Origin of the sequence: Arsenophonus endosymbiont of Crataerina pallida (assembly GCF_964020125.1) — a bacterium.
GTDB classification, from domain to species: domain Bacteria; phylum Pseudomonadota; class Gammaproteobacteria; order Enterobacterales; family Enterobacteriaceae; genus Arsenophonus; species Arsenophonus nilaparvatae.
Genome location: NZ_OZ026540.1, coordinates 2,426,202 through 2,438,071 on the forward strand (window position 1 = coordinate 2,426,202; position 11,870 = coordinate 2,438,071).

Genomic DNA, 11,870 nt, shown 5'->3' on the forward strand with positions numbered 1-11,870 from the left:
TAAGGGTAGAATGATGTCAGCCTTGCCTGATGAGAATAAATTGTTGCGTAATTTTTCACGTTGTCAAAACTGGGAAGAGCGATATCTTTATTTAATTGAATTAGGGGAAAAATTATTACCTCTTAGCGATAGACAAAAACAAGTGAAAAATCAGGTCTCAGGTTGTCAAAGCCAGGTTTGGATTGTTATGGAGCCAGATAGTGACGGTAGGATCCAATTTGCTGGTGACAGCGATGCTGCTATAGTTAAGGGATTGATTGCATTAGTAATAATTATTTTTCAAAATAAAACCGGACAACAAATTTTGACCACAGATAGCAAAACATTTTTTCAAAAGTTGTCATTGGAGCAGCATTTAACGCCATCAAGAAGCCAGGGATTGCATGCTATGATCAGAACAATCCGTCAGCGAGCCGAAAAAATTATCCAATCAAGCACTTAAACATTTAGTTAACTACTGATATTATTAAAGTGACGCTTATTCATCCGATAAACTTTGTACGTTCCTTAGGAGGAAAAGTATAAAGAGAATTCTATTTTTTATCGGCTTGTTGTTTTTAAGCGGGCTGACTTTCAATGTCAGTGCTGCTGAATACTCCTTGCCATCCACTACAGCACGCTTAATTGGTGAAAATAGTCATTATGTGGTGCCTAATGATGGGCGTCCACTGGAAGCTATTGCAAGTGAATTTCAGATAGGTTTGCTGGGTATGTTGGAAGCTAATCCAGGAACCGATCCATATTTACCTAAAGCGGGTAAAACATTGATTATTCCATCGCAAATGTTATTACCTGCGACTAAGCGTGATGGTATCATCGTTAATTTAGCCGAATTGCGACTGTATTATTTTCCTAAAGGAAGCAATAGAGTCATGGTTTACCCTATTGGTATCGGCCAATTGGGCGCCAATACGCCTAAAATGGTGACGACTGTTAGTCAATTAATTAAAAATCCAACCTGGACACCAACGCCGAATATCCGTAAACGTTATGCTGCCGATGGCGTTATTTTGCCGGCGGTATTTTCAGCCGGGCCTGATAATCCTATGGGGCTTTATGCCTTGCGATTATCTTATGGTAAGGGACAATATTTGATCCATGGTACTAATGCCAATTTTGGTATTGGATTACGTGTTAGTTCCGGTTGTATTCGTTTAAGACCTGAGGATATACAAGCATTATTCTACTCTATACCGGTAGGAACTCGCGTACAGGTAATTAATGAACCGATTAAGTACTCTAAAGAGCCAGATGGAAGCTATTACATCGAAGTTCACCAACCATTATCTAAACGTGAATCTGATGATCCGCAAACGATGCCATTAGTATATAGCAATGAGTTTAAGGCATTTTTGCAACAACCTGGTATTGATCAGAGATTAGTTGCTCAAGCCGTAGCACGTCGCTCAGGAATGCCGGTTAGGGTAAATAAGAGCTAAATTAATATTAGATGGCGATGTATTATGAGTAGATTTACTCTATTTTATAAAAAATAGTGAATTAATTAATAATCAGATAATGGTATTATTAAAAATTAGTTGTATGTAATAAATAATAAGGCACCCATCGGGTGCCTTATTATTATATCGAGTGATCCGTTAAATGCAACTGGATTACTTTTTATATCTACGTACTTGATTATCCAAACGTTGATTAGCACGAGCAGCTTCATCTTTAGCAGTCTGAACATCAGTACGTAATGACTGAACGTCATTGGATAGTTGATCGACTTTACCGTTTAACGTTTGTACATCTGAGGACAGTTTGTTAATTTGGCTACTGTTTGAACAGCCTGCTAACAAAGAAGAAGCCAAAACGATAGAGCCCAGTACAACTTTAGTACGCTTCATTATATTACCCTCTAGATTTAGTTAATCTCCAAGTAGCAAGGTAAGTATTGCACATTCCTGGTAAAACAGAGAATAAATTTCTGTCTCTAACTTTGAATTATTAGATCTTTTTCAAATTCAGGCAGAATACTTACTTATTCTTATGCTAGTACTTAATTAGAATATTTTCTACTTAAAATCTGACAAGTTGTTTAATAAAATTAAGAAAAGACAATAAATTTGTTTGTTTTTTGTTCATTTTGCTTGAGTAGACGGCAATTTTTAATTATCTCATGGCGTTATTTTGTCAATTATTTTTTATTGCAAATATAAAATAAAATTAATGCGATAACAGTTATTTTTTAAATAACATGTCGATTATGATCTTTTGGGCTGGAAATATTAATTTTTGGCTAATAGAATGCGTCTTAAATAAATGCTAAATGGCAAAAATGATTAATAGGTTTTTTGATTATAAATTACCAATATTAGATATTAGCGCTCTAATTTTTCTTTATTAAAAAAAGAAAAAATAAATTCCCCGCTATTCGATCTACTTGACCGTCTGGCCTTTGATGTCATCCACATTCCGCCCTTACGTGAGCGATTAGCCGATATTATGTTACTGGCTGAACATTTCGCAATTAATATGTGCCGTGAGCTCAATCTCTCTTTTTTCCCTGGATTTACTGTTAAAGCACAAAAAAACCTGTCAGCTTATCCCTGGCCGGGTAATGTACGTGAATTAAAGAATGTTATTGAGCGTTCCGTCTATCGTCATGGCGATAGAGCTGAACCATTAGATTTGATTGTCTTCAATCCCTTTGCTAATGAGTCAATGATGTCGGTGGTAACAAAAGAAAACGATGAACTACCTCAACTTCCCATTGATTTGAAACAATGGCAGCAGGTGGCAGAAAAAAATTTGCTCGAACAGGCATTACAAATAAGCCAGTTTAATCAGCGCTTGGCCGCTTCACAATTAAAATTAACTTATCACCAATTAAGGGGACTACTGAAAAAACATAACTTGCCAGAGAATCAAAATAACAAATAAGAATTAGTAATCGAGAAAGTGGCCATCCGATGCTGGCAAGAAAATTAAACCACTGGCAACAATCTAAGCAATATCGTGTCAGCAATAAATTAAAGTTACTATAATTATCAATAACGTTAGCAAAGCAGTTGGTTGACAATTTTTATCAACAAATTACTGATAATTTTATCAACTCTATTTTGTTGCATAACAGGAGTTAAGCTACAATAAAGCCATTCGCACTTATAATAGGTTTTTATATGCGGTACCTAATTTTATGGATTATTTTAATAAATGTAGGGACAATAAATGCATTAGCAGATACCCTTCCACCACAAATTCGTCAAAACAGTTTTATCTATTGTGTTAATGGCATTGTCACTACATTTAATCCGCAAATTGCCAGCACCGGGCTGATTATTGATCCACTAGCCGCTCAACTTTATGATCGATTATTAGAAGTTAATCCATTTACTTACAAATTAAATTCCGAACTTGCCTCGCACTGGAAATCATTTGATAAAGGAGCAACTTATCGATTTTATTTAAAACGTAATATTCCATTTCAAACAACAGATTGGTTCACACCGACACGAACGCTCAATGCCGATGACGTTGTGTTTAGTTTTTCCCGTATGTTTGATAAAAATCATCCTTATCACTATGTTGGGGGAGGCAATTATCCTTATTTCGATAGCCTGCAATTAGCTAACAATATCCGTAGTATTCGTAAAATTGATAATTATACTGTTGAATTTAAATTATATACCCCCGATGCATCATTTCTCTGGCATCTTGCAACTCGCTATGCACCAATACTTTCACAAGAATATGCGCAATATCTCAACAAAATTAATCATAAAGAATTTATTGATTGGCAACCTGTTGGCACTGGTCCTTTCATGTTGGTAGGCTATCAAACCGGTCAATTTATCAAGCTAAATCGGCATGATAACTATTGGAAAGGCAAACCTTTAATGCAGCAAGTGGTGATTGATCTGGGTGCCGGCGGTACAGGACGCATATCTAAATTATTAACCGGCGAATGCGATGTCTTAGCCTATCCAGCTGCTAGTCAATTAAAGGTGCTACGTGAAGATGCCCGTTTGCGGCTATCGATGCGAGCCGGCATGAATATCGCCTATCTGATTTTTAACACTAGCAAACCACCGCTTGATCAATTAAAGGTTAGACAAGCCATAGCGTATTCAATTAATAATGAAAGATTAATGCAATCTATCTATTATGGCACCGCTGAAACAGCAACTTCTGTTCTACCTAGAGCTTCATGGGCTTATGATAATCAAATTAAAGTGACAGATTATAATCCTGAAAAAGCCAAAGAAATGCTAGAAGAGCTCGGTTTGTCCGGTATGAAATTAGATATTTGGGTTCCCGTTATTTCTCAATCCTATAATCCGAGCCCGTTAAAAACTGCCGAACTTATCCAGGCAGACTTAGCAAAAGTAGGCATTAAGATGAATATTCATCCGGTAGAAGGCAATTTATTAGAAAATAAGCTGAGTGATCGTAACTATGACATGATTCTTGACGGTTGGTCGACGGATAGTAATGATCCTGATAGTTTTTTCCGCCCTCTACTTAGTTGCGCTGCTAAGGAATCACATACTAATTTGAGTAAATGGTGTAATCCTTACTTTGATGAACTTTTACGTAAGGCACTAGTAAGCCAAAGTATTTCATCTCGCATTAATTATTACCACCAAGCGCAATCATTACTAGCAAAAGAATTACCCGTATTACCGCTAGCTTATTCATTACATTTACAGGCTTATCGCTATGATATCAAAGGGCTAGTTATTAGCGCCTTTGGTAACTCCTCTTTTGCCGGGGTTTATCGTGATGGATCGATTAAAACCCCACTACCGGCTGACTCCTATTTTAATGACGAAGAAGGAGCAGCGTGGTGATTATTTACGTATTAAGGTGGTTACTACTTTTAATTATTACTTTATTTTTACTAACGCTGGTTAGTTTTAGTTTGAACTATTTCACTGCTGATGCTCCATTAAGTGGACTATCATTATGGGATGCCTATATTTTTTATTTAACCGGCTTATTACATTGGAATTTTGGTTTTTCTAGTATTAATGGTCAACCGATTAGCAGTCAGCTGAATGCCACTTTTCCTGCCACTATGGAGTTGTGCTTTTTGGCGTTTATTTTAGCTTTAATAATCGGCATCCCTACCGGCATTATTGCGGGTGTCTGGCGCAATAAACCAATTGATTACATTATTAAAATTTTTACCCTAATCGGTTTTTCTATGCCAATTTTTGTGTTGGCTTTATTATTTATCCTGCTTTTTTCATTGAAATTAGGCTGGTTACCGGTCTCTGGCCGAATTAATTTACTGTATGATCTTGAACCTGTGACCGGTTTTGCCCTGATCGATGTGTGGTTATCGAATTCAATCTATCGTAGCCAAATGTTTATTAATCTATTAGAGCATTTGATTTTACCCGTTATTACATTAGCTATTGCGCCAATTTCTGAAATGATACGTTTAATGAAAAATAGTACTGAAGCTGTTATGGGTGAAAATTATATTAAAGCAGCAGCAACCAGAGGACTCTCTCGCATTACCATTATCAAACGTCATGTCTTACACAATGCGCTGCCTCCTATTATTCCAAAACTTGGTCTGCAGTTTTCTACTATGATAACACTAGCGATGATCACTGAACTTGTATTTAATTGGCCAGGCTTAGGGCGTTGGTTAGTCACAGCCATTCGACAAAATGATTACTCAGCAATTTCTGCCGGCGTAATGATTATTGGTACTTTAGTTATTTTCGTTAATGTCATATCGGATATTTTAGGCGCTATGATGAACCCTTCTAAATATAAGGATGGGTATGTCTTCAGATAATTTTTATCGTGAACAAAAGATGCCATCCCCTATCCGGGTTGTCTGGCGATTTTTCTCTAATGATATTCTGGCAATGACTGGATTTTATGGTATTGCTTTTCTCCTGGTTTTGACTTTATTTGGCAGCTACTTAGCCCCCTATACCATTAACCAACAATTTTTGGGCTACCAGCTACTACCTCCATCCTGGTCGCATTATGGTAATGTGGCATTTTTTTTGGGTACTGATGATCTTGGTCGTGATATTTTAAGTCGATTACTTATAGGTACAGCATCTACCTTTGGCTCTGCACTTGTGATCACCATTAGCACAACGCTGGTCGGATTAATATTAGGTTGTTTAGCCGGCATTACCCATGGGTTAAAATCAGCTATTTTAAATCATGTGTTAGATACGCTGTTATCAATTCCCTCGCTACTCCTGGCGATTATTATTGTCGCTTTTGCCGGTTCAAGCCTTGAAAATGCGATGATAGCAATTTGGTTAGCCTTATTACCAAGAATTGTTAGAACAATTTACAGCGCTGTTCGCGATGAATTAGATACCGAATATGTTCTTGCCGCTCGACTTGACGGTGCTTCAAACTTTTATATCCTTTGGTATACCGTGTTACCCAATATCACACCTATCTTGGTAACAGAAATTACTCGCACTCTCTCTATGGCCATTCTGGATATGGCTGCGTTAGGCTTTCTTGATTTAGGCGCCAGATTACCGACTGCTGAATGGGGCACTATGCTCGGTGATAGTTTAGAATTGATTTATGTAGCACCATGGACAGTTTTTCTTCCTGGTGCAGCCATTATGATCAGCGTTTTATTTGTTAACTTACTTGGTGATGGCTTACATCGCGCCATTAATGCTGGGGTGGAATAATGCCATTATTAGATATCCGTAACCTCACTATTGAATTTATGACCGCCAAAGGGCCAGTGAAAGCCGTCGATAATGTTTCTTTACAGCTAAATGAAGGCGAAATTCGTGGCTTAGCTGGCGAGTCCGGTTCAGGTAAAAATTTGATTGTTAAGGCTATTTGTGGCGTTACTAAAGATAACTTAAAAGTGACTGCCGATCGTTTTTATTTTCTTGATATTGATCTGTTAAAGCTCACCGCACGCCAACGACGTAGAGTGATAGGCCATAATATTTCGATGATTTTTCAAGAACCCCAGTCTTGTTTAGATCCAGCTGAAAATATTGGTAAACAACTTATCCAATCAATACCACAATGGACTTTTAAAGGTCGTTGGTGGCACCGATTTAGTTGGCGTAGGCGACGCGCAATTGAATTACTCCATCGAGTCGGAATTAAAGATCACGATGATATTATGTACAGCTATCCTTATGAACTTACTGAAGGTGAATGTCAGAAAGTGATGATAGCCATTGCGCTAGCAAATCAACCACGATTACTGATTGCCGATGAACCCACCAATGCAATGGAATCGACAACTCAAGCACAAATATTTCGCCTGCTTGATAGATTAAACCAAAACAATAACATGACAATTTTACTAATTAGTCATGATATGCAAATGATGAGCAAACTCGTTGATCGGATTAGCGTACTCTATTGTGGCCAAACCGTTGAAAGTGCAACACCTGAAGAGTTACTGGTCCGCCCCCATCATCCTTATACACAAGCATTAATCCGTGCTGTACCGGATTTTGGCAGCCCACTTCCGCATAAAAGTCGGTTAAATACCCTACCTGGGGCGATCCCTTCTTTAGAGCACCTACCAATCGGTTGCCGTCTTGGCCCTCGTTGTCCCTATGCACAAAAAACGTGCATTATCACACCGCTGCTACGCAGCATAAAAAATCGGGCCTTTGCATGTCATTTTCCTCTTAATATGGAGGAAACATCATGACAACACCGTTACTGGCAATAAAAAATCTGACTAAAACCTTTCGTTATCGCACCGGGTTATTTCAAACTCAACTATTAGAAGCAGTAAAACCCTTAAGTTTTACCTTAAGAGCTGGTGAAACCTTGGCTATTATTGGTGCTAACGGATCAGGTAAATCAACCCTGGCCCGCATGTTATCGGGTGTTATTGAACCTAGTGGTGGTGAAATCTTTATTAATGGTCATCAGCTTAACTTTGGCGATTATAGTTATCGCAGTCAATTATTTGGAGGAATTTATTTTGGCTAATAGAATTATAAGATATGGACAGATGAGGTATTTGTTGTACCACTTGGCACTAATGCACCTGAAACCATAACAACAACTTCACCTTTTTCGGCCATATTATTAGCTAAGGCAACTTGTTTACCAATACGATAGAAATCGTCTGTAGAGGCAATTTCTTTGACTAATTGTGGAATAACGCCTTTAACTAATAATAATTGACGGGCAGTTTCTTCATTAGTTGTTAAAGCAAGGATCGGTGCTGTTGGAAAATATTTACGTACTGATTTTGCTGATTTACCGCCATAGGTTGCCACGATAATCAATTGAGAGTTTAATTTTTCCGCCATTTCAACCGCACCGCGACAAACTGCTTCAGTAATGCGTAATTTTTGGTTTATTTTACTATCATCAATGCGGCTTGGCATAACACGATCGGTACGATCGCAAATAGTCGCCATAATTTTTACCGCTTCGATAGGATATTTTCCTTTCGCGCTTTCACCAGATAGCATAACGGCATCTGTACCGTCCAAAATAGCATTAGCAACATCACCGGCTTCAGCACGAGTAGGGCGCGGATTTTTGATCATCGAATCTAACATTTGGGTGGCCGTAATGACAATTTTACGGGCAGCAACGCATTTTTCGATCATCATTTTTTGCGCAAAGATAACTTCTTCAACTGGGATCTCGACGCCAAGATCACCTCGTGCCACCATGATCCCATCAGAGGCTTCTAAAATTTCATCGAAGTTATTTAATCCTTCTTGATTCTCAATTTTAGAGATTATTTGGATATTTTTACCACCATGCTGCGCTAGATGGGCGCGGATTTCTTCTACATCAGCGCGTTTACGGATAAAGGAAGCAGCAACAAAATCAACGCCTTGCTGGCAACCAAAAATCAGATCTTGTTTATCTTTTTCCGCCAGTACCGGCAAGCCAATTGAAACGCCAGGTAAATTAACGCCTTTATTTTCACCTAAATCGCCATTATTAAGTACTCGACAGATGACATCACTAGCGGTAACGGATAAAACTTCCATACCAATTAAGCCATCATCAACCAGAATAGTATTACCTGGTTTAAGATCATCAGGTAAACCGGTGTAGGTCACAGCAACCCGATCTTGATTACCAATCACTGAGGTGTCGGTGGTAAAGGTAAAATTTTGTCCAGCGATTAGCGATACATCGTTGCCATCTTTAAGCCGCATTGTGCGGATCTCTGGCCCTTTTGTATCTAATAATATCGCAGCCTGTTGGTTTTTTTGGCTACAGACAGCACGTAGATTTTTAATGCGTTGACCATGTTCTTCATGATCACCATGTGAGAAATTTAGCCGCATGACATTCATGCCAGCATTAAGTAATTGCGAGAGTTTTTCTTCAGATTCAGTTTTAGGGCCGATAGTACAAACAATTTTGGTTTTTTTCATGACAATTAATCTACAGGTTTTATAGCAGTATTTTATTAATTAATTGCGGTGTTTATATCAGGTTTTTGTTTTGATATAGGTTATACGCCGTAACGAATAGCTAAAAATCCACTGGTATTTAATAACGATAAAGTAAGTGGCACAAGTATAAATATCATGCCTTATTATTGCAACTGGCCACTATATTGGCAGTTGCATCATTTGAATGATATATAACTTATTATGATATTGTAGTTATTACTATTCATGCTATCAACGAGAAACCAATATAAACATATGCTAATCACCACAATATTTACTAGCAGATAACAGTGCCGTTAGATTTTATCTGAAATGATAAAATTTGACTGATAAACTAACTGTTTATTTGTATACTGGAAAGGGAATAACATTATTACATCTTAAATAAAAGCAAATATTTGATATTTAATTTTTTAAAATTGGATTTAGCTAAATATTTATAAGTAAATCAAGGAGGATATTGATGTTTAATCAGATTAATCATACTCAATCGCATAACCGCGTAACAGCTATTCAGATTGGTGAGGTGGGTGATATTACTATTTCTTCATCGCAACCAATTGGCGCCCAACTAGGACAGCAGATCCGAACAGTTAGTAATAATCATATCCAATGGCAGTCGGCCGCAATCAACAACGGAACAGGTTTGGGTACGGCGCAATCGACAAGTACAAACCACCAAACGTTATCAATGCAATGCACTAAGATTCGATCAGAAGATGAGCAGCTAGTGCCTAATATGACCTTGAATATGACTATAGACATTGCTCCTGGAATATCTCTTTATCAGCGGTCGAATATGTCATTCAACTTGGATTGTAATATTCGGCTTTCACCACTTAGTAATCCCAATTTTGATTTAGCTGAAGAAGTGGAGTGCTTTGAAGAAACATTCTGCGATCTCAGCCCCTATATCGAACAATTAGAACGTGCGCGAGCCTCTCAGCCAGCAGCAGGAAGTGAATTTTTATCGTTAAATAGCGAAGAAAATAGTACAAATTCTACTCTCAATGTTGATGAGTTTGATAGGTTGCTAGCGCAAAGCGAGCAAGAAGACTTTGAAGAAGCCAATCTTCCTGCAATAAGAGCAGCAGAAGCTCGAGCAAGGTCAAGGGAAACTTCAGTGGCTACTGCTAATGATGAAGCTGAAATATCAAATGAAAGCATTTCTTTAGTTAGAGTGCTAATTGAAGATGATGATCCATCAATTAACTGAGCAATAGACAACTAATTAAGAGAAAAACTCACAGTGATGTAGCGGCTAGATCAATGATAAAATTCGTTTATTTACTAACCCAGTATTATAAATAATGTAATATCCAATAAATTATGGCAACAAATTTTGTTCGACAAATTGCCAGTTAACCAGCGACCAAAAGTTTATCAAGTATTCCGCTCGTGCATTACGATAATCAATGTAGTAAGCATGCTCCCATATATCAACAGTCAGTAATGGTTTATCATCACCGCTGATTGGTGTTGCGGCATTAGAAGTATTGACGATGGAAAGCTTTCCATTTGCCTGTTTGACTAACCATGTCCAGCCGGAACCAAAATTTTTGATCGCCGCATCGGTAAACTGCTGCTTAAATTTTTCAAAATCGGCAAAATGTTGATTAATGACCTCAGCTATTTTACCTGTTGGTTCGCCACCAGCATTAGGCGCTAAGCAGTGCCAATAAAAGGTATGGTTCCAGACTTGGGCAGCATTATTAAATATGCCTCCTTGGGCGGTTCTTATAATTTCTTCTAATGATTTACCCTCAAAGTTAGTCCCTTTAATTAAATTATTTAGATTATTGACATAAGTGCTATGGTGTTTGCCATAATGGTATTCTAACGTTTCTTGAGAAATATGGGGCTCTAAAGCATTTTTAGCATAAGGTAATGGTGGTAATTGGAAAGACATTGCAGACTCCTTTTTTATTCGTATCGCGCAACCAGTTGATAAATACAAAATATAAACATATTGAAATTATCATTTTTTATATAGATAACTTAATAATTATGTTAATCAATTTTTATTAAATACGATTGGAACATAATAAAGATAGCAGCAAAGGGTTATCAAGTATTGATAGAAAATGGTATTCTATATCAATGTTATGTTCGCGTAGTGCAAAATAATAGATTTAGTTTTTAAGGAAGTAACAATGACGACAATAGAAAAAATTGAGCGCCAGGTAAAAGAAAATCCAATTCTTTTATACATGAAAGGCTCACCTAAATTTCCAAGCTGTGGTTTTTCTGCCCAGGCGGTTCAAGCTCTTTCTGCTTGTGGTGAACGTTTTGCTTATGTAGATATTTTGCAAAACCCTGATATTCGTAGTGAGTTACCTAAGTATGCAAACTGGCCAACATTTCCTCAGTTATGGGTTGATGGTGAGCTAATTGGTGGTTGCGATATCATTATTGAAATGTATCAGCAGGGTAAATTACAGGAATTGATCACCGCCACTGCCGATAAATATCGCACTTCAGAACAGCCAGGCACTGAGTAGCTAAATAACCCTT

The 11,870-nt window shown here is 37.6% G+C and carries 11 protein-coding genes and 2 pseudogenes; 10 read left to right on the plus strand and 3 right to left on the minus strand.

Translation table 11 applies throughout. From position 1 onward, the window contains the following. The first annotated feature begins 13 nt into the window (after positions 1-13). Both sufE and AACL31_RS12865 read left to right on the plus strand, forming a co-directional pair. Positions 14-442, plus strand: a complete 429-nt coding sequence (sufE, locus tag AACL31_RS12860; protein WP_310512815.1) for a cysteine desulfuration protein SufE — start codon at positions 14-16, stop codon at positions 440-442. Between the two features lie 79 nt (positions 443-521). Next, positions 522-1,439 (plus strand): L,D-transpeptidase family protein, encoded by a 918-nt coding sequence (locus tag AACL31_RS12865; RefSeq protein WP_310512814.1) that lies wholly within the window; start codon positions 522-524, stop codon positions 1,437-1,439. Between the two features lie 174 nt (positions 1,440-1,613). Here the strand turns inward: AACL31_RS12865 and AACL31_RS12870 are convergent, their stop codons facing one another. Further along, positions 1,614-1,850, minus strand: a complete 237-nt coding sequence (locus AACL31_RS12870) for a major outer membrane lipoprotein (RefSeq protein ID WP_310512805.1) — start codon at positions 1,848-1,850, stop codon at positions 1,614-1,616. 529 nt (positions 1,851-2,379) lie between these two features. Between AACL31_RS12870 and pspF the strand changes: the two are divergent. From pspF to AACL31_RS12900, 6 genes and pseudogenes are all read left to right on the plus strand, one after another. Beyond that, positions 2,380-2,886 (plus strand): annotated as a pseudogene (pspF, locus tag AACL31_RS12875) (phage shock protein operon transcriptional activator); the annotation flags it as partial. Between the two features lie 239 nt (positions 2,887-3,125). Beyond that, the gene (sapA, locus tag AACL31_RS12880; RefSeq protein ID WP_310513551.1) at positions 3,126-4,796 is read left to right on the plus strand and encodes an ABC transporter substrate-binding protein SapA; all 1,671 of its coding nucleotides are present in this window, start codon (positions 3,126-3,128) and stop codon (positions 4,794-4,796) included. Then, entirely contained in the window at positions 4,793-5,758 is a 966-nt protein-coding gene (gene sapB, locus AACL31_RS12885) for a putrescine export ABC transporter permease SapB (protein ID WP_310513003.1), read from the plus strand. The genes sapA and sapB overlap by 4 nt, the downstream gene beginning before the upstream one ends. After that, a complete protein-coding gene (gene sapC / locus AACL31_RS12890; RefSeq protein ID WP_310510876.1) occupies positions 5,745-6,635 on the plus strand; it encodes a putrescine export ABC transporter permease SapC in 891 nt (296 codons plus the stop codon). The genes sapB and sapC overlap by 14 nt, the downstream gene beginning before the upstream one ends. Continuing rightward, complete coding sequence (gene sapD / locus AACL31_RS12895) at positions 6,635-7,630, plus strand: putrescine export ABC transporter ATP-binding protein SapD (RefSeq protein WP_339053211.1); 996 nt, start codon at positions 6,635-6,637, stop codon at positions 7,628-7,630. The genes sapC and sapD overlap by 1 nt, the downstream gene beginning before the upstream one ends. Then, a pseudogene (locus AACL31_RS12900) lies at positions 7,627-7,890 on the plus strand (ATP-binding cassette domain-containing protein); the annotation flags it as partial. The gene sapD and the pseudogene AACL31_RS12900, both read left to right, overlap by 4 nt. Positions 7,891-7,922: 32 nt before the next feature. On the opposite strand, the gene pykF reads toward AACL31_RS12900, so the two are convergent. Beyond that, entirely contained in the window at positions 7,923-9,335 is a 1,413-nt protein-coding gene (pykF, locus tag AACL31_RS12905) for a pyruvate kinase PykF (RefSeq protein WP_310512827.1), read from the minus strand. Positions 9,336-9,819: 484 nt separating this feature from the next. Here pykF and AACL31_RS12910 point away from each other — a divergent pair, with 484 nt between their 5' ends. Continuing rightward, a complete protein-coding gene (locus tag AACL31_RS12910) occupies positions 9,820-10,572 on the plus strand; it encodes a hypothetical protein (protein WP_339053212.1) in 753 nt (250 codons plus the stop codon). A gap of 111 nt (positions 10,573-10,683) precedes the next feature. Here the strand turns inward: AACL31_RS12910 and sodB are convergent, their stop codons facing one another. Continuing rightward, positions 10,684-11,265 (minus strand): superoxide dismutase [Fe], encoded by a 582-nt coding sequence (gene sodB, locus AACL31_RS12915; protein ID WP_310512829.1) that lies wholly within the window; start codon positions 11,263-11,265, stop codon positions 10,684-10,686. Positions 11,266-11,509: 244 nt separating this feature from the next. On the opposite strand from sodB, the gene AACL31_RS12920 reads away from it, so the two are divergent. Then, a complete protein-coding gene (locus AACL31_RS12920; protein ID WP_310512830.1) occupies positions 11,510-11,857 on the plus strand; it encodes a Grx4 family monothiol glutaredoxin in 348 nt (115 codons plus the stop codon). Positions 11,858-11,870: the final 13 nt, after the last annotated feature.

Coding starts and splice junctions, on each gene's coding strand:
- AACL31_RS12870 (WP_310512805.1), bottom strand. CDS start 1,850: ATGAAGCGTACTAAAGTTGTACTGGGCTCTATCGTTTTGGCTTCTTCT.
- sufE (WP_310512815.1), top strand. CDS start 14: ATGTCAGCCTTGCCTGATGAGAATAAATTGTTGCGTAATTTTTCACGT.
- sapA (WP_310513551.1), top strand. CDS start 3,126: ATGCGGTACCTAATTTTATGGATTATTTTAATAAATGTAGGGACAATA.
- pykF (WP_310512827.1), bottom strand. CDS start 9,335: ATGAAAAAAACCAAAATTGTTTGTACTATCGGCCCTAAAACTGAATCT.
- AACL31_RS12910 (WP_339053212.1), top strand. CDS start 9,820: ATGTTTAATCAGATTAATCATACTCAATCGCATAACCGCGTAACAGCT.
- sodB (WP_310512829.1), bottom strand. CDS start 11,265: ATGTCTTTCCAATTACCACCATTACCTTATGCTAAAAATGCTTTAGAG.
- sapC (WP_310510876.1), top strand. CDS start 5,745: ATGTCTTCAGATAATTTTTATCGTGAACAAAAGATGCCATCCCCTATC.
- sapD (WP_339053211.1), top strand. CDS start 6,635: ATGCCATTATTAGATATCCGTAACCTCACTATTGAATTTATGACCGCC.
- AACL31_RS12920 (WP_310512830.1), top strand. CDS start 11,510: ATGACGACAATAGAAAAAATTGAGCGCCAGGTAAAAGAAAATCCAATT.